Annotated in this window: 20 protein-coding genes; 2 read left to right on the top strand and 18 right to left on the bottom strand. The window is 48.4% G+C overall.

The genetic code is table 11. From position 1 onward, the window contains the following. Positions 1 to 13: 13 nt before the first annotated feature. On the bottom strand, positions 14 to 898 hold the full coding sequence (locus B0W44_RS12785; protein WP_077720372.1) for a sulfite exporter TauE/SafE family protein: 885 nt from the start codon (positions 896 to 898) through the stop codon (positions 14 to 16). A gap of 280 nt (positions 899 to 1,178) precedes the next feature. Between B0W44_RS12785 and B0W44_RS12780 the strand changes: the two genes are divergently transcribed. Continuing rightward, positions 1,179 to 2,069, top strand: a complete 891-nt coding sequence (locus B0W44_RS12780; protein ID WP_077720371.1) for a manganese catalase family protein — start codon at positions 1,179 to 1,181, stop codon at positions 2,067 to 2,069. Positions 2,070 to 2,107: 38 nt separating this feature from the next. Here the strand turns inward: B0W44_RS12780 and B0W44_RS12775 are convergent, their stop codons facing one another. From B0W44_RS12775 to solA, 3 genes are all read right to left on the bottom strand, one after another. Beyond that, complete coding sequence (locus tag B0W44_RS12775; RefSeq protein WP_077720370.1) at positions 2,108 to 3,364, bottom strand: cysteine desulfurase-like protein; 1,257 nt, start codon at positions 3,362 to 3,364, stop codon at positions 2,108 to 2,110. Positions 3,365 to 3,796: 432 nt separating this feature from the next. Next, on the bottom strand, positions 3,797 to 4,315 hold the full coding sequence (locus B0W44_RS12765; protein WP_077720368.1) for an O-acetyl-ADP-ribose deacetylase: 519 nt from the start codon (positions 4,313 to 4,315) through the stop codon (positions 3,797 to 3,799). A 64-nt stretch (positions 4,316 to 4,379) separates the two neighbouring features. Next, the gene (gene solA / locus B0W44_RS12760; protein WP_077720367.1) at positions 4,380 to 5,522 is read right to left on the bottom strand and encodes an N-methyl-L-tryptophan oxidase; all 1,143 of its coding nucleotides are present in this window, start codon (positions 5,520 to 5,522) and stop codon (positions 4,380 to 4,382) included. Between the two features lie 211 nt (positions 5,523 to 5,733). Here solA and B0W44_RS12755 point away from each other — a divergent pair, with 211 nt between their 5' ends. Then, a complete protein-coding gene (locus B0W44_RS12755; protein WP_077720366.1) occupies positions 5,734 to 6,294 on the top strand; it encodes an FAD-dependent oxidoreductase in 561 nt (186 codons plus the stop codon). Between the two features lie 48 nt (positions 6,295 to 6,342). On the opposite strand, the gene B0W44_RS12750 is transcribed toward B0W44_RS12755, so the two are convergent. The 14 genes from B0W44_RS12750 to B0W44_RS12690 all read right to left on the bottom strand — a co-directional run bounded on the left by B0W44_RS12750 (position 6,343) and on the right by B0W44_RS12690 (position 21,063). Continuing rightward, the gene (locus B0W44_RS12750; protein WP_077721387.1) at positions 6,343 to 7,395 is read right to left on the bottom strand and encodes a galactitol-1-phosphate 5-dehydrogenase; all 1,053 of its coding nucleotides are present in this window, start codon (positions 7,393 to 7,395) and stop codon (positions 6,343 to 6,345) included. Between the two features lie 4 nt (positions 7,396 to 7,399). Beyond that, entirely contained in the window at positions 7,400 to 7,543 is a 144-nt protein-coding gene (locus tag B0W44_RS18210; protein WP_169835565.1) for a hypothetical protein, read from the bottom strand. 64 nt (positions 7,544 to 7,607) lie between these two features. Further along, positions 7,608 to 8,639, bottom strand: coding sequence for a zinc-binding dehydrogenase (locus tag B0W44_RS12745; protein WP_077720365.1), 1,032 nt, complete (start codon positions 8,637 to 8,639; stop codon positions 7,608 to 7,610). A gap of 26 nt (positions 8,640 to 8,665) precedes the next feature. Then, positions 8,666 to 9,928, bottom strand: a complete 1,263-nt coding sequence (locus B0W44_RS12740) for a PTS galactitol transporter subunit IIC (RefSeq protein WP_077720364.1) — start codon at positions 9,926 to 9,928, stop codon at positions 8,666 to 8,668. 93 nt (positions 9,929 to 10,021) lie between these two features. Next, positions 10,022 to 10,306, bottom strand: a complete 285-nt coding sequence (locus B0W44_RS12735) for a PTS sugar transporter subunit IIB (RefSeq protein ID WP_077720363.1) — start codon at positions 10,304 to 10,306, stop codon at positions 10,022 to 10,024. A 1-nt stretch (position 10,307) separates the two neighbouring features. Next, a complete protein-coding gene (locus B0W44_RS12730) occupies positions 10,308 to 10,787 on the bottom strand; it encodes a PTS sugar transporter subunit IIA (protein ID WP_077720362.1) in 480 nt (159 codons plus the stop codon). 21 nt (positions 10,788 to 10,808) lie between these two features. After that, positions 10,809 to 12,848, bottom strand: coding sequence for a BglG family transcription antiterminator (locus tag B0W44_RS12725; RefSeq protein ID WP_077720361.1), 2,040 nt, complete (start codon positions 12,846 to 12,848; stop codon positions 10,809 to 10,811). A gap of 455 nt (positions 12,849 to 13,303) precedes the next feature. Then, entirely contained in the window at positions 13,304 to 13,735 is a 432-nt protein-coding gene (locus tag B0W44_RS12720) for a DUF2935 domain-containing protein (protein WP_077720360.1), read from the bottom strand. A 144-nt stretch (positions 13,736 to 13,879) separates the two neighbouring features. Further along, a complete protein-coding gene (locus B0W44_RS12715) occupies positions 13,880 to 14,692 on the bottom strand; it encodes a ZIP family metal transporter (RefSeq protein WP_077720359.1) in 813 nt (270 codons plus the stop codon). A 541-nt stretch (positions 14,693 to 15,233) separates the two neighbouring features. Further along, on the bottom strand, positions 15,234 to 16,073 hold the full coding sequence (locus B0W44_RS12710; protein ID WP_077720358.1) for a carbohydrate ABC transporter permease: 840 nt from the start codon (positions 16,071 to 16,073) through the stop codon (positions 15,234 to 15,236). Positions 16,074 to 16,076: 3 nt separating this feature from the next. Further along, complete coding sequence (locus B0W44_RS12705) at positions 16,077 to 16,973, bottom strand: carbohydrate ABC transporter permease (RefSeq protein WP_077720357.1); 897 nt, start codon at positions 16,971 to 16,973, stop codon at positions 16,077 to 16,079. Between the two features lie 115 nt (positions 16,974 to 17,088). Beyond that, the gene (locus B0W44_RS12700) at positions 17,089 to 18,402 is read right to left on the bottom strand and encodes an ABC transporter substrate-binding protein (protein WP_077720356.1); all 1,314 of its coding nucleotides are present in this window, start codon (positions 18,400 to 18,402) and stop codon (positions 17,089 to 17,091) included. 107 nt (positions 18,403 to 18,509) lie between these two features. Beyond that, the gene (locus B0W44_RS12695; protein ID WP_077720355.1) at positions 18,510 to 19,310 is read right to left on the bottom strand and encodes a response regulator transcription factor; all 801 of its coding nucleotides are present in this window, start codon (positions 19,308 to 19,310) and stop codon (positions 18,510 to 18,512) included. After that, positions 19,282 to 21,063 (bottom strand): cache domain-containing sensor histidine kinase, encoded by a 1,782-nt coding sequence (locus B0W44_RS12690; protein WP_077720354.1) that lies wholly within the window; start codon positions 21,061 to 21,063, stop codon positions 19,282 to 19,284. The genes B0W44_RS12695 and B0W44_RS12690 overlap by 29 nt, the downstream gene beginning before the upstream one ends. Positions 21,064 to 21,122: the final 59 nt, after the last annotated feature.

Raw genomic sequence — 21,122 nt, 5'->3', positions numbered from 1 at the left:
ATAAGTGTCGCTTTCATCGGTGAGATGACGATTCCTGATAGTAGCCTTTACGGTACCGGTAGACAGCCAAACCGATGGCGCCGCCCCAACATAAAACGACAAAGACATAAATAACAGTATGCCACGTTGACGGAATGAATGAAAAACCCGTCAGTAACGTTTGGGTGTTTGTGAAGATGATCATGCCCCCCACTGTCACCCCGAGCAAATGAGAGGGAATCACCCTCACGAGCCACGCGGCAATCGGAGCGGCAACAATGCCGCCGATCATCAGGGCGACGACCCACGTCCAGCTGACATTTGACCAACCGAGGGAAATGAGGAACCCCAGTGTCGCGGAAACCGCAATAAAAAACTCACTTGTATCCACCGAACCGATCACTTTCCGCGTCTCCATTCCGTGGCGGCTCATTAAGATTGGCGTGGATAGCGGCCCCCATCCCCCTCCCCCCGTTGCGTCCAGGAAACCGGCCGACAACCCTAAAGGGAAGAGAAATTTTGGGGACGTGTTCGGTTGATGGACAGCATGTCTTCTGTTAAAAAGAAATCGCCACATGACATAAATCCCCAGCAGAAACAGAAATATTGCGATGTACGGTTTAATGACGTCGCCAGGCAAACTGCTGAGAAAACACGCCCCGATAAAAGCACCTGCCGATCCCGGCAAGATCAATCGTCTCACCAATATCCTATCCACATTTCCGAAACGCATGTGGGAGATGCCTGACGCAGCTGTTGTCACCACCTCGGCCATATGAACAGAAGCCGAAGCGACGGCTGGAGCAATACCCAAAAGGAGAAGCAGTGATGTCGAGGTCACACCGTAAGCCATGCCGAGAGAACCGTCAACTAATTGCGCCACAAAACCGGCCAATGCTAAAATCAACAGTTTTTGCATCGTAGGGACTCCTTTGAAGATGAAAATTTCGTTGCCGAGTCGTGAGATAGTGAAGCACGATCGCCGACATGAACCCGGTCTCCCGACATTTTATGACGATAGGCCTTTACGGGTTCAAAAATTTCACTCGCGTCGTTCCCAATGCCTTTGTAATTGTAAACTTATAAAAGCGTTTTATTGTAATTTTTAGTTTTTTATAACGGTTATCGTGTTGACATGATTCTAATTATCAGTCATAATAGGGTTGTCTCAAACAATTATTCATGGAGGGATGCATCGTATGTTCCTGCGCGTGGACAAGCTGCAGATTGAACTGCCGAAACCGAAGGAGGGAGATCCTAATGCCGCATCGGCAGTTCAAGAGTTGCTCGGAGGCCGTTTCGGTGAAATGAGCACCCTGATGAACTACATGTATCAATCCTTTAATTTCAGGGAAAAGAAAAAGCTGAAGCCCTACTACGACCTGATTGCCAATATCTCTGCTGAAGAGTTAGGACATATAGAGCTCGTTTCCGCGACTGTCAACGCTCTGTTGGAAAAAGCTGCACCGAACAAACCGCCACACGAAACCCCGTTTAAAGCGGCTAAAGACGCTCGAAACACCCATCACTTTATTGCGACTGGACAAGCCACCCTCGTTGGAAACTCGATGGGGCAACCGTGGCAAGGCGATTACGTGTTTAACAGCGGAAACCTCGTGTTGGACCTGTTGCACAACTTCTTCTTGGAAGTCGGTGCCCGCACTCAGAAAATGCGCGTATATCAAATGACGGACAACCCGGTTGCCCGGGAAATGGTTGGCTATCTTTTGGTACGAGGCGGTACACACGCCCTTGCCTACGCCAAAGCCCTTGAAACATTGACAGGCGTCGAAATTAAAAAAATGTTGCCGATCCCTGACATCGACAACAACAAGTTCCCAGAAGCGAGAAAGTTTGAAGAAAAAGGCATGCACCGCACGTTGTACCGCTTTAGCCTCGATGACTACAAAGATGTGAAGGCAATCTGGAACGGAACACATCCAGATGACGGAAAAGAATTAGTCGTCTCGGATTCTCTCCCCGAAGGCGGCCCGGTTTTGGAGATGGAAGAGCAGCCCGAATCTTATGCCCCGGGCGTCAATCCGGAAGACCTGTACGAAATCGCCCAAAAATTGTTAAAAAATATGTAATAGGCGTGTTTAAGGGGTGTTCGCTTTTCGAACACCCCTTACTTTATCTTTTCAACGCTTGAATTGTGTGAAAGGGAACAAACACTGTCAATCAACCGGTCAATCTCTTCCTCCGTGTTGTATGGTGCAAGCCCGGCGCGGATTAATCCACCACTTTCAGAAAAGCCGAGCCTGTCAATGAGAGTCATGGCATAAAAGTTTCCGCTTTCGATGTGGATCGCCTGCTCTGCCATTCGGTGACAAACCTCAACTGGATGAACGCCCGTTACACGAAAAGCGACGGTTGGTGTTTTCGGTATCGGGTCCGGTGCCTGATACAGTGTCACGCCCTCAATGTCGGCGAGGCCTGCCCGCAATCTATCGGCAAGCGCCTTTTCATGCGTCTCGATGTTCTTATAACCGTCTGCGATGCGTTCCCTCAAAGACTGTCCCGTGCCAAATCCAGCTATGAAGTGCACAGCCTCTGTCACACCGACGAGCCCTTCAAAGTTAATCGTCCCCGTTTCCAACTTTTCCGGTACACCCCCCGGGTGCGGTTTCAATTTATACATTTTTAAGCGTTCCAATAAGTCGCGTTTAACGGCGACGATTCCGACGTGCGGTCCAAAAAACTTGTAGGCAGAGCAAAACAAAATATCTGCCTCGAGCTGTTTAAAATCTACCAAAAAGTGTGGCACGGCGTGAACGCCGTCGATGACGGCAAGGGCATCGACTTCCTTCGCTCTTTGAACCACTCGGCAGACGTCGTTGATCGTCCCGACCACATTGGACGCAAGACCGATGGCGACGAGTTCTGTCTGTTCATCGATAACTTCGTCTACCTTGCCGTCGTCAAGGGTCAACGTATCTGGATTCAATTGGATCGTCCGGACGTCCAATCCCTTTTCTTCTGCTGCTGTCTTCCAGGGATCGACATTGGCGTGATGGTCCAGTTCGGTCACGACGATGTTCCCTTTTCCTTCTCTCCATTCACGGGACAAAGCGCGGGCGATCCGGAACGCCAAGGTGGTCATGTTGGCCCCAAATGCAATGTTTTCACAATCCGAACCGAGCAATGCCGCTGACGACGCTCTTGCCCTCTCGACAATTTGCCTCGTTTCGCGACTTGTCACATATGTACCGCCCAGATTAGCGACACCTTTTTGCATGTATTCAGATACAGCCCGTATCACGGGTCCTGCCACTTGAGATCCGCCCGGGCCGTCAAAGTATGCGACTGGAAGTTCGTTCACGGTTCGCTTTAAAGCAGGAAACATATTTCTCACTTTCTCAATTGGATATGTAGGCGCAGGCATTGCTTCTTTCCTCCAGTTCTCTCAAATTGTCGGACAACACGTTCAACCCATTCCTGAACACTTCTGTAACACAAGCGTAACCGATCCGTACAAGTCCTTCCAGTCCAAAAAAGCTTCCATGGGCGAGGAACGCTCCATGTTTCTCATTCAACCTGAGACAAAAACCGTCAGTGACCCTATCAGCGCGTGCGCTTTGAAATGGCGTGACGTCCAATCATACTCCTCCTCCAACCCTCTTATTCTATTTAAATTTTACCGTATTTCAATGTAAATGTAACCCATTCTTACCAACTTACCAGCCGTTCAACATACGCGATGGCACACTTTCTCAATCCAGCGAACGGCTTTTGTTACACTTCCACTTCATCATGCCCACACAAAAACCCTCTGCAGAATTGCAGAGACCACTCATTCAGTTGTAGGGTCCTCTCTTTATTCACTCGTCATATTCTCAAGTTTTTCTTTGTATATCTGATAATTCTCATCGTCAAAACAGACGAACAACACTTTTTTGATCCGTTCATTTCGTTCTACAAAATGGTTTACAGCCTGAATGGCGACGTCAGCTGCTTCTCGTTTCGGGTACCCGTACACGCCAGTACTAATATTCGGAAATGCGATCGTGTACAATTCGTGTTCGAGGGCGAGCTGTAACGATTTGTGATAGCAGCTGGTGAGTAGCTCTCGCTCTCCCTGTTTGCCGCCTCTCCATACAGGGCCGACCGTGTGGATCACGTTTTTGGCCGGAAGATGACCGGCTGTCGTGATGACAGACTCTCCAGTAGGACATCGACCAATTTTTCGGCATTCAGCCATAATCGCGGGACCCCCTGCTCGGTGTATGGCGCCGTCTACACCGCCACCCCCGGCAAGCTGTTCATTTGCCGCGTTGACGACCGCATCCACTTCGATTTTTGTTATATCCCCTTTGACCACTTCAACTTTCGCCATGAAAAATTCCCCCTCTCGCACACAAATTGGACATGGAACCCACCTAATTTTGTGGTTATTCGGCCTATTTCAGAGCCGGACGCGTCACTGAAAAGATTGAGATGTCATGTTCTGTTTTTCCATCCACAGCCAGCTGGCTGAGGACTTCTCCGATCACACTCGAAAACTTAAAACCGTGACCGGAAAATCCGGCCGCCATCACCACATGGTCGTATGCCGGGTGCACGTCTACGATGAAATGGTCATCCGGCGTCTTGGTGTACATGCATACGCGTCCCCGCTTTAAAGTCCCTGCCGCTTGCGGCATATAGACCTCTAAGAAGCGACGGATATGCCCCTCGTCCTCTGGATATATGCCGAACTGGCGGTTGATCTGGTCGGGGTCTGTCACCTGGCCGTAATCGTGTCGCCCCAGTTTCAATCCGCTGCCGTTAAAACTGGGAAAACCGTAATATTGGGCGGTTCCGGTATCGGCGAAAAACGCCGGAAAGACGCTGTCATTGTACAGCGATTCGTCGCATGCAAACCATCCAACCGTTTGCCGTTTTGGTTGGAGAGAGAGATTGAGTTTCAGTTTGGACAAGATTTGGCCGTTCCACGCTCCCGCAGTGACAATAAGTTTCTCTGCAGTATAGGCACCTTTACTTGTCTCGATCTGAACGAAATTACGGTTAACGGCAATGTCTTCGACAAGTGTGTGAACGGACAGTGCCGCCCCGTGTTCCTGGGCAAGTTGACGAAACGCCTTGACACAATTTTCACTAAACAAAACCCCGGAAGTTGGCTCAAAACACGCGTGAAAACCTTCAGGCAGTCGGACCCCGGGCCAGCGTTTGCTTACTTCTTCCGCCTTTAAGAGCTCCAGGGGCAATGCGTACTGTCTCCCACTTGCGATCGCTTCTTTGATAAACGCTGAATCTGAGGGGCCAAACCCCAACACGCCGGTTTGTTTGAAAATGGGGAGGTTCGTTTCTTTCTGCAATTCGTCCCACAGCTCCTGAGCTCTCAGAGCTAGAGGGACGTATTTTCTCCCCTCTCCATAAGCATGCCGAATAATGCGCGTATCGCCGTGGTGACTCCCATTCGTATGCGGAGGGTCAAAAGCGTCGACCAGTAACGTCTTAACCCCTTTTTTCGCAAGGTAGTAACCGGAAGACATCCCCATCGAACCGGCGCCGATTACGATCACATCGTAATGCGTCCCCATCGGATCCCCTCCCCTTCATGTCATTTTTACACCTGTTCGAGGCTTGCTCTCATCCCATTATACACCTACAAGAACGTAAACTGAAAACCTTTCACCTGGACGAAAAGCGTTGATGGGTTGATACTCTTTTTGGACTTTCGTTTTGCAGTTTACTTGTTGACGTTCTATAATGACATTTGAGAGACCAAAATGACAAATAGAGGTGTAGCGAGTGAGGTACGATATTGCCATCGTTGGAGCTGGACCAGCCGGAGCGAGCGCCGGTCTTTTCGCAGCGAAAGCCGGGAAAAAAACGATCATGTTTGACCACGGCAAAAGCGTGACAAAACGGGCCTGGATCCAAAACCACTACGGTGTGAAAGATATCGACGGCCCCGACTTAATCCGCGTCGGACAAGAACAAGCGACACAGTTCGGTGCGGAGCTAAAGCAGGAAGAAGTGACGAATATTGTCAAAACGGACAGCGGATTTAGCCTTGAAACCGAAAACGGTACGTACGAAGCAAAGTACGTCATCCTAGCTACCGGGGTAACCGTCGATTTAGCTGAAAAAATCGGCGTTGCGACCAAGCCTGGTTCAGAGCCGCGGATCAAAAAGGTCCTCGACTTAGACGACAAAGGGGAAACATCCATTAAAGGAATTTGGGGAGCCGGAACCGTTGCAGATGTGAGTATGCACACGATCATCACAGCGGGTGACGGTGCAAAAGTGGCCATTAACATCATCAGCGAACTCAACCAAGAACGTTACGTCGATCACGACTTTAAATAAGCGACAGAAAAGAGGGGGGCCCCCTCTTTTCTCAGTCAGACGGGCCGATCATTTTGCTTCGGGGTAGAAGAGGACTTTTCTGTAAGAACCCTTACCGTTGACTATGTCGTCAAACGTATGTGGCCCTTCCTGTAAAGGCAATCGGTGTGAAACAAGGGGGTTTACACGAATGTGCCCTCTACTCATGTAGTGAATAGATGTGCTCCACTCCCTTCCCGGAAAAGGAGCAGACACGGCATTCCACGACCCTAACACCGTCAATTCGTTGCGGACGATTCGCTCAAAATAAAAGCGCTCGATGGAAACGTCGGCGTACGGGATACCTAAAAACAGCACTTCCCCTCCCTTGCGGGGCAGTGCAAACACTTGGGCCGATGTAAGGGGAGACCCCGCCGACTCGACGGCGAGGTCAACGCCCCGACCGTCCGTCAACTCCATTATCTGTTCGTGGGCCGCTTTCTCTTGAGGGTTGATCCACTCATCGGCTCCGACGTCTCTCGCGACCTTCAGTCTCTCGCCTTCGACATCAATGGCGAAGACCTTACGGGCTCCAAAGATTTTCGCCCACTGTACAGCCAATAAGCCAATATTTCCACTTCCGACTACCGCAACGGTCGCCCCCGGTTGAATGTTTGTCTTATAAAATCCGTGTACGACAACGGCCGATGGCTCGACCAGCGCAGCCGTATCAAAATCAACACTGTCTGGAATGGGAATCACATTTTCTGCCGGCAACTTGACGTATTCGGCATAAGCACCGGGGTGAAAAGCACCGATCACATGGAGGCTTTCGCATCGGGCCGGCTCGCCCTTCTGGCAACTTTCACATTGACCACAGCAAATCGCCGGACAACCCGCTACGCGATCACCGACCTTCACATGTTTGACTTCTCCCCCCACCTCTGCGACTTCGCCGGAGAATTCATGGCCGAATATCGTGCCGGACACATACGGTCCCAGCTTTGCGTATCGGGAAATGTCCGAACCGCAAACTCCAACCGCCTTTACCTTGACAATGACGTCACTGCCCCTCTCAATGACCGGTTCAGGAGCTTCTTCAAAGCGTAAATCCTGTTTTCCGTAAAGCTTCAATGCCCTCATCATCTCACCTAACCCGCTTCTTTCTTCTCGCCATTTGTAGCAGCACAGCGCCGATTACAACTGCGTTAAATACCGTTTGGTTTTCAAAGTAAAAGCCACTGATCGATCTGAAAGGACCTAACGCAAAATCAAGTACCGAATCGATCATCGAGCCTCCTCCTTTTGAATCACAGATTCGCAAAAAAGCAGTGAGGAGCCCAAAATTCAATGGACTATTCTACTGGCCGCAGCAACACCTTAATCGCTTCACCGCTCTTAATCACTTCGTACGCCTTCTCCCATTGCGTAATCTCAAATTCATGGGTCACTAACGCTTTGGCATTCACTGTGCCGTCATTCATTAAAGCGAGTGACGGTTCCCAGTCGCGGGGATTTTGACTTCTGCTGCCCACGACACGAATTTCTTTCTGAATCACCTTTTCAAAATCGACGGAAATGTCCGCTGTAGGAAATATCCCCACTTGCACGTACTGCCCTTTTTTACGTAACAGTTCTAGCCCCGTTTTGACAGCCTTTACTGCACCAGAGCACTCAAACACTAAATCCGCACCGTAGCCGTTCGTCAACCGGCCGACGACTTTCTCAACGTTCTCTTCCTGGATGTTGACGGCCCAGTCAATGCCTAACGCCTTCGCCTTCTCCAGACGCATTTTATCGTGGGACAAACCAGCGATCACAACGGTAGCCCCCTGGCTTTTAGCCACCTGCGCAGTCAACAACCCGATCGGTCCCGGACCGAGAACAACGGCCACATCTTTTTCACGTATCGTCGCTTTGGAAACAGCGTGATGGGCACATGCCAACGGTTCTGTCAACGCTGCTGATTTAAAGTCGACGTTCTCCGGCAGTTTGTGCACACTTTCTTTCCGGGCAATCAAATATTTGGCAAAGCCCCCGTCCCGTTGCGTACCCAGACCTTCCCGATGCGGACAAAGATTGTAGTCTGCCGTTTGACAGTACTTACATCTGCCACAAATGTAGAAGGTTGTCTCCGATGTGACACGATCCCCTTCCTGAAACTCAGAAACATGGTCTCCCAGCTCTACAATCTCTCCGGAAAATTCGTGTCCCAACGTGACAGGCGCCTTTACTTTGTAATGCCCTTCATACGTGTGAATGTCCGATCCGCAAATGCCGGCATACTTGACCCGTATTTTCACCTGATCTTTGCCGACTTTCGGTTCTTCACGGTCCTGTACGACGAGATTGCCAAATCCCGGTTCCGTTTTAACCAGTGCCTTCACATGAAGCCCTTCCTTCTAGGAAATGGTTAGTGAAACAGTGCAAAGATTTTGTAGATCACATAGTTCACTAAGTTGCCACCCTGGTCGATACTGGAAATTTTAGCCGCGCCTTCCGGCATATCGAAGTCAGCGGCTACTGCCATCTGGGTGTGCACATCCGCAACGTCCGTCGCCATGTAGAGGGACATGGCAATGACAACGGTTCCGACGATCACGGAATGAACGATGTTCCCCCTGGCCGCTCCCACAATGAACGCGACAACAAATGGGATCGTCGCTAAGTCGCCAAACGGCAAAAGCGAGTTTCCAGGTAACACGACGGCCAGCAAAACGGTAATCGGGACGAGTATGAGGGCAGTGGAGATCACGGCTGGATGTCCGATGGCAACCGCCGCATCCAGTCCAATATAAATTTTGCTATTGCCAAACCGCTTGGATAAAAATTCACGCGCCGATTCTGATATCGGCATTAAACCTTCCATTAGAAGTTTGACCATGCGCGGCATCAACACCATCACGGCCGCCATCGCCATACCGATTTCGATGACCTCACCGGTTGAATATCCCGCTAAAAGTCCGATCACCACTCCGAGTACGAGGCCGATAAACATGGATTCCCCGAAAAAGCCAAACCTTTTCTGAATCGTGTCAGGATCGGCATTCCAATTTTTGACGACTGGAATTTTTTGGACCAGCTTCACTAACGGAATCCCGATCGGGGCGTACGAAATAGTACTGCCAGTCGCTACTGACACCCCCGGCAAATCGAAGTACTTCTCCAACAACGGCGCCGTCCAGTCGGCGACCTTAAGACAGACGATCTGGAACAATACTGCTGCAATCAAGCCCTGTATCAAGCTGCCAGAAATGACGTATACCATGGCGCCCATAAACGTGTAATGCCAAAAGTTCCAAATATCCACATTCATCGTTCTCGTCGTCTTCGTCAGCAACATGATCACATTGACCACTAACCCGAGGGGAATTATAAAGGCTGCGATGGAAGAAGCCCACGAAATGGATGAGGCAGCCGGCCATCCGATGTCAATCACATTTAAGTCAACACCTAACCGTTCGACCATACCTTGGGCTGCCGGTCCCAAATTATTGACGAGTAAATCGACGACCATGAATATCCCGACAAACGCAACGCCGATAATAATGCCTGATCGAAAGGCCTTCCCGATTTTTTGCCCGAAGAGAACCCCGAGTAAAAAGATGACAACGGGCAATATGACCGTCGCGCCCAGATCTAAAAACGATTGCATAAAATCGACGACTCTTTGCATCGCTCTTTTCCTCCCCGTCCATTTGTGATCGTAATCTCGATTCTCCAGCCAACGGCGGAAAACCGAGATCACGTTCTTGTCTCTTGAACATTATCAGTCTTTCAGCGCTTTAAGAATTTCTTGTTTCGTCTCCTCCAATCCGATTCCCGTTAAAAAGGACCTTGCATTGATAACGGGAAAAGGATAGTCGTTCTGTACGATGGTCGTGGTGATTAATACGTCAGCGGTATCCACATGGGCCCCGATTTCAGCAATTTTAATTTGGTGTACGTCAGCGTTTATATTGTGTTCTTTAATCATTTCTTCAACTGCGTTACTGACGACTGTGGATGTGGCAATGCCCGCTCCACATGCGATCAGAACTTTTTTCTTCCCCATTTCATTCACCTCCCTTCAACGCAATTTTCAGCTTTTCAGCTAGTACGTTTTTTATTTGTGTTTTATTTTTCTCGTGGGTGAGATAGTGCAGCGTTTCTTTATCTTGAAAAACTTGCATCAATCGCTGCAGTATGGACAACTGTGAATGAGCCTGGTCCATTGCAAGCATGAAGACGAGTTTAACCGGCGTTTTGGCTTCAGCCTCTCCCATCACTCCAAAATCCACAGGTTCTTTTAAAACGGCAACGCTGATCGTTTTTTGGTTCACGTGTTCAATATCTGTATGAGGAATCGCAACAGAGATGCCCTCGGTCGGTAAACCAGTGGCAAATTGTGCTTCACGTTCAATCATGGCGTGAACAAAACTGTCTTTTACGAGCCCCTTATCTACCAGATGGTTGGCCATGACGGTTAACACTTCTTCTGCTGTATCTGCTTCTAGATCTAACAAAATGACGGATTCGTCAAAAAAAATATTCATCGCTGTACACCTCTTGCCACCTTATTCTGTCGCGTACTTTTTTAATATGGAGCGGATTTCCTCGGCCGAAGCCGCTTGCAAGATGTGACGTACATCTTCTTCAGATCCTGCCAGTTTCATCAACTGCATGAGGGCTTTGAGATGTCTGTGTTTGTCGACAGCCGCAATGACAACTAAAACGTGAATACAGTACTGTCCGGCAAAGTGAACACCTCGGTCCAATTTTAAAAGGCTCATGGACACTTCATGGACTCCTTCATCAGGGGATGCATGGGGTATGGCAACTTTCGGGTTGATCACAATATACGGGTCCTGATCGCAATGCTTGACCATCGCTTCCACGTACTTTGGTTCAATTTTTCCGCTGTCAATTAAAGGTTCGGCGGCGAGGCGAATCGCTTCTTCCCACGACGACACTGAATGTTTAAACGTGATGTTATCCGGTGTGATAAAATCGGACAAATTCGCGTTGGACGAGTCGTCCTGCCGAATGTGGTCGCTCGGGGAAAAATGGCGATGAATGTAACGATTTAATTCCCTGGAAAGGGCTGGTTCATTCTGAATACTTGCATGCCTCTTGACAATGCCGATCAAATCTTCCACTTGAATATCGAGAGGAATGTATCCGTGCAGTTCCAACATCACTTGACGCCGCAGCCGGTTTTTTTCTTCACGTTTGAGAACAGTGTCGACGATAAACAACTTCTTGTCCGTCTCTAAATAAATGGGCGAGAATACGAGGTCGTAATCGAGTGTGTAATGTTCAAACTCCCTGACGGACAACGAATCTAGAAACACAAACTCTGGAAACAACTCCTGCAACTCACTGAACATGAACCGCGACACGGAAACGCCGCTCGGACAAACGACGATCGCTTTCACCTTTTCCTGGAGACTCTCTCCCTGTCTCGTCAACCATCCGCCAATCAGCATGGTGAAATAGGACGTTTCACTTTCTGGTATTTCCATACCAATTAAATTTTTCAAAGGGTTTATCGACTGTTTCACCAAGTGGTGCAACGCCATGAATTCTTTGCTCACCGAATCGTGATGTTCGTTCATTTCGCTCAGATGGTATTTAATCCGGTAATACGCTGGCTTGACGTGGAGGAGCAGTTTATTCAACAACTGCTCTTTATCTTGCAACACAACACACGCCCTCTTTTCAAACAATTGCAGCATCTCGTCAAGAGCCTGCTTTAAATTCGGAATCTCTTCTTCTGTCAAATGCTCTGACCAGTAGACGCTCGCTGTGAGGAGATGCAATGTGATAAACAGCCGTTCTTCCACCGGTATGTCCCTAAAGTCGTACAATATTTCTTCTGTCGCCTGGTACTCTTTGGTGTCAGACAGTTCCTCGTACTGAATGGAAAAAGGCCTGACTCGATGTCTTTTTTTAACCCGCCTTAACACTAACATCAACGTATAAGGCATCATTTCAATTTTTTCGTCTGTAAACTGTAAATTTAACTTCTTTTCTACTTTGCCGATTCGCTTTTTTAATTCCGCTAATTCGCTTTCTCGTATGCATGCCATTTGGCGCAACCATCTTTCTCCGTTGTGCATCTTAAGCACTTTGTACGTGATACGGATCAGTAATTTCCGTATCCGGAATTCATCCCCCTCCATCACATACCCGAGACGCCTCGAATACCGAATGGAGACGTCGTAATCGGAAACATATGCCTGCGCACGCTTCAAATCCTTGAGTGCGGTATTTTTACTCACATCTAGTGCACTCGTAAGGTGAAACAGAGAAATGTCGTCCTGACTCAACAACATCAAGATAATCAAATACACTCTTTGGTCTTCCGAAAGGATGTGCATCCCTTCCGGTTTAACCGGTAAGGGGAAACTGGACTCGTCGATGAGAAAGTTCCCCTGCCTGGTCCGCTCAATCGGCGGAAGATTTTGGTATGTGAGCCAGTCATTAATTTTTTTGAGGCTGTACCCGAGTTGTCTGCGTGTAATGTTGTACTTTTGAATGAGGTCCCTGCTGTTGAGAGTCGGTTGGTTTAATATATCTTCGAGTATGAGATTACTCCGGTCGTCAAGTTGCATACGCATCATCCTCTGCCTTTAGTGTAGCATCCCTCCTACTCCGACTGTATGCGATTTGAGCGCAATTTACCGGACATCATTTGTACAACAGTGTGATTTACTATCCGCCGTCACCAAATTGGCCTCCCGAAGAAACGGGAGGCCAAAAAGGCTGAACGCTTCACAGGACACGGCTTTTCAGCTCACAGTTTGATTTCAAGTGAACGTTATGTTGTAACCGAATTTCTTGTCACAGCCCGTGTTCCAGTCGCAACTTCTCAACTTTCACCATATCCTGTTCAGAAGCGCACACCATGTTGTTGAATTTCAAAAAGCCTGTAGACGTGTTCACTTACACCTTCATATACTGTTGAAGCCGCGAAGTCTAAGGGAAAACATTGATTCTCATCCAGAAGTAGAAGAAAAAATCAAAAAAGGGACCTTCCAACAAAAATGGAGATGGCCCTCAAAAAAAACTATCCTTTGCTTTGATACAAAATGGTTTGGGCAATGCCAATAAAATACTCAGATTCTCGAACGATGTGATCCATAATCGTAAGTGCTACAAAGTTTGTGTTAATCGGTTCACTCTTTTGTTTCAGCTGATGAAGGAAATGAATAAACTGTTGGCTCTCATCTAAACAGTAGGAAACCAATTGCATGAGGTCTCGATATAACGAATGCAAGAAGGTCCCGTCGGAGCGGACGGCAGTTTCCATAAACCTCATCACCCGCTGATGTGTGCGTGTTAAGTCCTTTTCCCACTTTTTTAATTTGTCGACATACTCCTGCTCCAGATTTTGGACAGCTTCCCGAATGACGACAGTGTGCTCGGATTCTTGAAGTTTCCAAAATTCACATTCGTCCAATACGCGTAAAGGCATCTGAGTCCCGTAGTAATATTGCATCCGCTCATCCTCCCGCTTTTGTTTGCCAATTCCTTAACACCTTATGCGGGAGCCCAATTTTACGTGACACGCGCACATCTTTTTCCTGCGTCCGATTCAAGTAAACCAGTTTTACTTTTCCAACTTCTTCCTCATATTTTTCAACTAACCCAGTGCGACATCGAGAATCATCATCACGGTAAATCCCACCATTAATGCCATCGATGCCAAGTCTTTGTTTCCTTCTTCCTGAGAGGCAGGAATGACCTCCTCTGCCACGACGAATATCATCGCACCTGCAGCAAAACTTAAAGCGTAAGGAAGCAACGGTTCAATGGTCACGACAGCGGCCGCCCCAATCACGGCGGCGATCGGTTCGACCATTCCAGACAATTGTCCGTAACCAAAACTTTTTAGCCTCGACATGCCATCTCTTCTAAGGGGCATAGAGACGGCAGTACCTTCCGGAAAATTCTGGATTCCGATTCCGATCGCAAGGGCCAATGCCCCAGTAACCCCTGCTGAAGACAATTCGGTGGCTGCGGCTCCAAACGACACTCCGACAGCCAAACCTTCTGGAATATTGTGGAGCGTCACGGCAAGGACGAGCAACGTACTTCTCCGTTTTCTTTCTGAATGCATCCCTTCTGCTTTTCTCATTGGCAAATTGGGATGGAGATGGGGAATCAATTTATTAATCAACGATAAAAACAATCCTCCGAGCAAAAACCCGACGGCTGCCGGCACCCATTCCGGGACGCTTCCGCTCTCAGCCATTTCCAAAGCAGGCGCGATGAGGGACCAAAAGCTCGCAGCTATCATCACACCGCCTGCAAAACCGAGCATACTGTCTAAAAACTTTTGATTGGCACGCTTGGTTAGAAATACAAGGGCGGCTCCCAATGCCGTCATGCCCCAAGTAAACAAGGTTGCCAAAAAAGCTTGCCAGACAGGATCGAGCTTCAGAAAAAATGACATCTGTCTCAGACCTCTCCCCATTTTGTAGTCAGTTCAGAGTGCTGAAAAGAAGTAAGAGTTGATACATTGTACGCCAGACCAAAGTGTATCAACCCTTTTTTAATGAAGAAATTAGCAGGTAAAAACGCGTTAGGCCTGTCAGCATGTTGGGCCCCGTAAACTAAACGGAGTATCCCTGACCGAATGACCGGCTCCCACGAACGAGGGGCTCATGTTGAACCCGATGAGTCCGAGCTCACTTTCTTTATGCCGTATCATTTGCTCCTTACATACGGCGATCGCGATCTGTTAGTTATTGTTATACCACATTTCATCCGTTTTTACTTTCACAAACGGCTAAGGGTGCAAACTACAAACCACCCCCTGCCGTAAGCAAGGGGTTAAGTCGCAGGACGTGGAGGGAGCGGAGGCTCCCTTCACCCTGTCAAGGGAGACGAACATCCATTCACGTGAATGTCGACACCGCTCTCCGCCAGTTTCTTCGCCAATTCATCGTCCAGGCGTTGCTTTGATTTATGGGTTTTTCTGGTACACATCCAGTTTACCCTTTCAAGCCCGTCATGCTGATCCCTTCCACCACATACCGCTGGAAGATAAAGAAGACGACGAACACCGGGATCAAGGAAACGATGGACATCGCGAACATCGCCCCCCAGTTAGAAACGGTTTCATTGCTTAAGAACATGTTCAAGGCCATCGACACGGTGTACTTTTCCGGACTGTTTAAGTAGAGTACCGGACCGAGTAAGTTGTCCCACGTCCAATAGAAGGAGAAAATAGCCGTCGTCGCCAGCGCGGGAGTGATTAAAGGCAAAATAATTTTGTAGTATATTTTAAAAGTGCCGCAACCATCAATCGTCGCCGCTTCGTCGAGTTCCCGCGGGATCGTGCGAATAAACTGCACGAGGAGGAAGATGAAAAACGGATGGCCGAAGTAAGCCGGCACGACGAGCGGTTTCAATGAGTTTAACCAGTCGAGTTTGGCAAAAATGATATACTGCGGCACCATGACAACCTCGTACGGCAGCATTAACGTGACCAACATGACAGCAAACCAAAAGTTTCGTCCGAAAAACTTCAGCCGGGCAAAACCGTAAGCGATGAACGATGACGAAACCAAATGACCGACCATCGTCAACCCGACAAACACGACGGTATTTTTGATAAACACACCGAATGAATGACCGCCGAAACCTTTCCAGCCTTGCACGTAGTTATCGAAGATAAACGGATCAGGCAGTAACGAATCGGCAGTAACAAAAATCGCTTCACTCTCTTTAAATGAGCTCATCAAAAGCCAGATGACCGGATAGAGCAACAAAATGGCAAATCCGCCGACGAGAAGGTGGTATAACCCCCATTTCACCTTGACAGAACGCACGACTCACCTTCCCCCTTCCGACTCGTAGTGAATCCAGAATCGCGATGTGGCAAAGATGATAGAGGTGAGAATGGCAATGATGATTAACATCACCCACGCCATCGCCGATGCGTAGCCCATGTTAAAGTGTTCAATCCCCTGTTTGAATAAGTAGAGGGAGTAGAGGAGCGTCCCGTCCAATGGCCCACCTGTCCCCTTGGAAATGATGTAAGCCGGTACAAAAGTCATAAAAGCGGCAATCGTTTGCATAATCAGGTTAAATAAAATGACGGGGCTTAACATTGGCAAGGTGATTTTTACAAACTTTTGCACAAAGTTCGCTCCGTCCACGCTTGCCGCCTCGTAATAACTTTGCGGAATGGACTTTAAACCCGCGAGGAAAATCAACATTGAGGACCCAAACTGCCAAACCGATAAAGAGATGAGCATCCAAAGTGCGGCTGTCGGATCGCCAAACCAGCGGACGGCATCAAGGCCCACTAGCTCAAGGGCAAGGTTGATGATGCCGTCGTCCCCGAAAATGTTGCGCCACATAATCGCCACCGCTACGCTGCCACCAATGAGCGACGGTAAGTAGTACACCGTTCGGTAAAATCCGACAACCTTTGAGGACGTATTGAGCAGCATGGCGACCAACAAGGCGAAGGCGAGACGTAAAGGTACACCGCCAAACACATAAATGAAGGTCACCTTGAGAGACTGTATATACCGCGGGTCATCCGTAAACATCTTGATGTAATTGTTCAGTCCAATCCAGCGCGGAGCCGAAAATAGATTGTATTCTGTAAAAGAGAGATACAACGACGTCAAGATCGGCACCATGGTGAACGCCAAAAAACCGATAATAAATGGCCCAATAAAGAAATACCCCCACAGGTGATTCCTTACGCGCGTACTCATCCATTCATCTCCTCGCCACTCTACATGCGTATTCATCCATTAAAGGCCGATAGCTGATCCAACTGATCAGCTATCGAAAGGTACACGCCACTAAGTGGCATACATGTCATAAGACTTAATTTTGCGACAGTATGCTTTCTGCTTGATTGCGAAAATCTTTAGCCGCATCTTGCGGACTGATCTCACCGTACATCATTTGCTCCGACAAACTATCGAGCAACTCAATGATTTCACCCGCTTGAGCGGGGTCTGGCGCGCCCATAGGCGAACTGTTTTGTTCCGCCCACTCGATGTACTCGAACACTTCCACTTGCGCTTCCGACAACTCTTCTTTTAGCGCTTCTTTTACGACAGAAGAACCGGGGACACCGCGATCGCCGAGGATCAACTTGTTCGCTTCAACATCGTTAACGAAGAAATTGATAAACTCAGCCGCAGCCTCTTTATGCTCCGAATTTTCCGACACTGAAAAATACATGCTCGGCTTCAAAAACAGACCTTCTGCAACATTCGGGCCCGGCATCGGATGGATAGCCATCGGTCTGTCAGCCACTTGTTGTAAGCCGACAAACTGGTTTGACCATTGCCAGATCCCGACTCCCTCCTGTTTCACGACGGGATCGTCTTCAACGCCACTCAGCTGGGCCAAAAAATCAGGTGTTGGTGTGGCCTTTTTTTCTACTCGATCCACCAACATGGAGAAGAAATCGACAAACAACTGATCGTCATCGTAACCTAAACCGCTGCCGTCCTCCGCATACAACCTTTGACCGTGTGTGCGGAGGTAATAGTTAAAAAACACGTCCGGCTGCATGCCTGAATCAAAGTAAATACCGGCGTCTGCTGCCTTGTCAGAAATTTCAATGTAGTCATCCCAAGTCCAGTCTTCTGGCAGAGAATCTATGCCAATCTTCTCCAGTGCCGCCGGATCATAGTTGAAACCTACTGCATTGACGCCGGTGTTAAATCCGTACAAACCACCGTCTATTTCACCCGCGGATACAATCGTGTCGGCCATGTTCGACACATCAATCTGTTCACCGACGTAGGGTGACAAATCTGCCAGTTGATTGTTTTGCGCATACTGGGAGATGTACGAAAGATCCATTTGAATAATGTCCGGTAACTCATTGGCCGCCGCTTGTGGAGCCAACTTTTGCCAGTAATCATCCCAACTGGCGTATTCTGCTTCAATTTTCACCCCCGGATTTTGTTCTTGGTACAACTCAATGACCTCAAGCGTGTAATCGTGTCTTGGCTGGTCCCCCCACCACGTCATTCGGAGCGTGATTTGTTCATCTTCTCCTTTACTGCTCCCGCCGTCACCATTTCTCCCGTCTCCGGAGGCGTCTTCCGAGCTACTGCTGCAGGCTGTAACCAAGAGTATACAAAGCGCGATCATCAGTGGTAGCCGCAACGTTTTCACCATGATCTTTACCTCCCTTTTTAATTCATAACGCTTACAATTTTATTTTATCGTTGCGCCGAGATACCGGAATCGAAAAAACAGGGGCGATTGTTCAAAAAAGAGAGGCTTTATTCAGGTGATTTCATCAGCTCTGAAGGACTGCACCCGGCGATATTTTTGAACATTCGGCTGAAGTACTGGGGATTATGCCCGTATCCCACCCTTTCCGCCAGTTCGAACACTTTAAGGTCGTCTTCCTGTGCCATCATTTTAATGGCTGCTTCTACTCTTTCCCTTGCAACATAGGTGGAAAACTTTTCTCCTACTTCTTTCTTGAACAGCTTCCCCAGGTAGTCAGCGTTCATGTACAGCTTTTCACTCGCCAGCCATTGCAAGGATAAGTGCGGGTTGTCCAGATTTTCTTGAACGGCGACCATCATCTTCCTGACAGTCGGCGAATACGCTCGGCTGTTGGAAGACGCTCTTTCAGGGTCTCTCTGCAATTTGTTTAATTGCGCTTCCAAGCGTTTGACGTACATCCCTTGCCTCTGTTGTTGTCGCAATTCCTGTACAATCTCTCTTAGAGCAGAGGTAATCGTCTTTTCATTGCACGGTTTTAACAAGTAGTGCCTCACTCCGTAGCGCATCACTTGCCTCGCGTAGTCGAATTCGTTAAAACCCGATAAAAAAATCCATTTCATCGATGGGAACAGCCGACTGCTTTTTCGGATGAGCTCGATTCCGTCCAAGCCCGGCATGCGGATGTCACTGATCACGATATCTGGTCGATGTTTGGAAATAAAATGCATCGCTTCCAATCCGTTTCCTGCCGTACCGGCTAAGGTGACACCTTGATTCTCCCAGTCGACGATTTGAGAGATTCCCTCGACGATCGTCCTCTCATCGTCTACGAGTAAAACCTTGTACATCGCGCGACTTTCCCCCCTCACAAGGTAATACAACGCGTACTTCCGTACCTTTATATTTCTCACTCACAACTTCGATCCCGTACGGCTCACCGAACACGATTTGAATCCGTTCGTGAATGTTGTTCAGTCCGATTCCGGTCCCTTTTGACTTGTATTGTCCCGCTGTTAACTGGCGTAACAGCGGTTGCTCTATCCCGGGGCCGTTATCCTTCACCGTCATGACAAGCCGTTCATTTTCTATTTTGGCGAAAATGGCGATCGTACACGTGCCGACCATCCGTTCCAAACCGTGGCGGATCGCATTCTCGACCAACGGCTGTAAGCTGAATTTGGGCACTTGGTAATGAAGCATGCTGTCGGGAACCTGGTTGTAAAAAAGGAGCCGGTCCTCAAAGCGATACTTTTGAATCGTAATATAGTTCTCCACAATCTTTAACTCTTGCTGTAATGGAATCAGTAATTCTTTCATACTCATTGAGGAATGCAGAATGTAACCGAGGGATTCCGCCATGCTGGAAATTTTCTCGTGACCTGCGACCTTTGCTGCCCAGTTGATCGATTCCAACGTATTGTACAAAAAATGCGGATTCACTTGCGCTTGCAACGTTTTGTATTCAGCGTCTTTAATGACGAGCTGTTTCTTGTAATTTTCTTCTATCAAGCGGTTAATTCGCTGCATCATGTGATTGAAGTTGTGATGCATTTGGCCGGTTTCATCTCCGGAAAAAGGAACATCGTCTTCCTCGTCACTGTATTCGAAGTCGCCTGTCTCAACCTGCTTCATCTTCCTGTTTAAACTTTCAATAGGACCTGTCAACCCACCGGCAAAACGCATCCCCACAAACATGACTAACAAAAACAATGTGGCAAAAGTGGCTAACACGACTTTCCTGACAGACATGATCGCTGTAAACAGGCTGTCGTAAGGCGTTACGACCATATACGTCCACTTCGTGTGATCGGCGGGATGATACGTCGTAAAGTACCTTTTCCCCTCATCCTTGATCAATGCATACCCTTTATGGCCCATACGCGGCATATGTCCCGCTGACAGTGATTCGTCTACCGGATAAACCCGTCTCTCACCTTCATCAAAGATCACGAGCCGGGCCCCTTCCTCGTTGAAAGTGCTGGAGAAGTTGGCCACAATCGCTTCGAAGTCAATGCGCACCGCGATCGTCCCTATGTGGTCCAACGATGCATCTAAATAAGAGCGCACACTCCTCGCGGCAACGAATGCGCTGTCTGTTTCATCGGGGAAAATCCACTTTACACCTCCCTGTTCAGCGGCCGATGCTTCCTTTATCTGCTGCCAGCGGTCGCGCGATAGCGTGACCACTTTATTACCTGTGGCATATTCCTTGTCATGTACATCGTACACTTGGATCGACCGGACGTATTTATCCAATGCGCCGATCTCTAACAGCCGTCTCCGCAGGTCCATCCCGACACTGTAGCGTTCGTATTTGGTTTCACTGTCCCTTAAACGCAACAAGTACGATTGCACATACTGGTCGGTGGCAATGCGATAGGACAGTCTTTCCATTTTCCTCAGTTCATTTTCGATGGAGCTGGAGGACACACTGAGCGATTGGGCCGATTGCCGATAAATTTCAGCGTTGTAAACGTTGAAGGCGTATTGGAGAAGTGCGAGAGCACCGGTACTGAATACGAGTAACACGAAGGAAATTAATAAAAACATTTTGTGCTTAATTCTCAGATTACAGTACAGCGCTTTCATTTTTTGGAGCAATTGCCACTCCCCCTTCCATAAGCCTACAGTCAACTGAAAGTTACCACTCCCTTTGCAGT

It is taken from the genome of Novibacillus thermophilus, from assembly GCF_002005165.1.
Taxonomy (GTDB): domain Bacteria; phylum Bacillota; class Bacilli; order Thermoactinomycetales; family Novibacillaceae; genus Novibacillus; species Novibacillus thermophilus.
The sequence above is the reverse complement of the archived record's forward strand: the minus strand, read 5'-3'. Positions and strand labels throughout refer to the sequence as shown.

Excerpts from the sequence above, each read along its gene's own strand:
- B0W44_RS12750 (WP_077721387.1), bottom strand. The coding sequence starts at position 7,395 with ATGAGGGCATTGAAGCTTTACGGAAAACAGGATTTACGCTTTGAAGAA.
- B0W44_RS18210 (WP_169835565.1), bottom strand. The coding sequence starts at position 7,543 with ATGATCGATTCGGTACTTGATTTTGCGTTAGGTCCTTTCAGATCGATC.
- B0W44_RS12715 (WP_077720359.1), bottom strand. The coding sequence starts at position 14,692 with ATGTCATTTTTTCTGAAGCTCGATCCTGTCTGGCAAGCTTTTTTGGCA.
- B0W44_RS12780 (WP_077720371.1), top strand. The coding sequence starts at position 1,179 with ATGTTCCTGCGCGTGGACAAGCTGCAGATTGAACTGCCGAAACCGAAG.
- B0W44_RS12725 (WP_077720361.1), bottom strand. The coding sequence starts at position 12,848 with ATGCAACTTGACGACCGGAGTAATCTCATACTCGAAGATATATTAAAC.
- B0W44_RS12720 (WP_077720360.1), bottom strand. The coding sequence starts at position 13,735 with ATGCAATATTACTACGGGACTCAGATGCCTTTACGCGTATTGGACGAA.
- B0W44_RS12730 (WP_077720362.1), bottom strand. The coding sequence starts at position 10,787 with ATGAATATTTTTTTTGACGAATCCGTCATTTTGTTAGATCTAGAAGCA.
- B0W44_RS12735 (WP_077720363.1), bottom strand. The coding sequence starts at position 10,306 with ATGGGGAAGAAAAAAGTTCTGATCGCATGTGGAGCGGGCATTGCCACA.
- solA (WP_077720367.1), bottom strand. The coding sequence starts at position 5,522 with ATGGGGACGCATTACGATGTGATCGTAATCGGCGCCGGTTCGATGGGG.
- B0W44_RS12705 (WP_077720357.1), bottom strand. The coding sequence starts at position 16,973 with ATGAGTACGCGCGTAAGGAATCACCTGTGGGGGTATTTCTTTATTGGG.
- B0W44_RS12700 (WP_077720356.1), bottom strand. The coding sequence starts at position 18,402 with ATGGTGAAAACGTTGCGGCTACCACTGATGATCGCGCTTTGTATACTC.
- B0W44_RS12765 (WP_077720368.1), bottom strand. The coding sequence starts at position 4,315 with ATGGCGAAAGTTGAAGTGGTCAAAGGGGATATAACAAAAATCGAAGTG.
- B0W44_RS12740 (WP_077720364.1), bottom strand. The coding sequence starts at position 9,928 with ATGCAAAGAGTCGTCGATTTTATGCAATCGTTTTTAGATCTGGGCGCG.
- B0W44_RS12775 (WP_077720370.1), bottom strand. The coding sequence starts at position 3,364 with ATGCCTGCGCCTACATATCCAATTGAGAAAGTGAGAAATATGTTTCCT.
- B0W44_RS12695 (WP_077720355.1), bottom strand. The coding sequence starts at position 19,310 with ATGTACAAGGTTTTACTCGTAGACGATGAGAGGACGATCGTCGAGGGA.
- B0W44_RS12785 (WP_077720372.1), bottom strand. The coding sequence starts at position 898 with ATGCAAAAACTGTTGATTTTAGCATTGGCCGGTTTTGTGGCGCAATTA.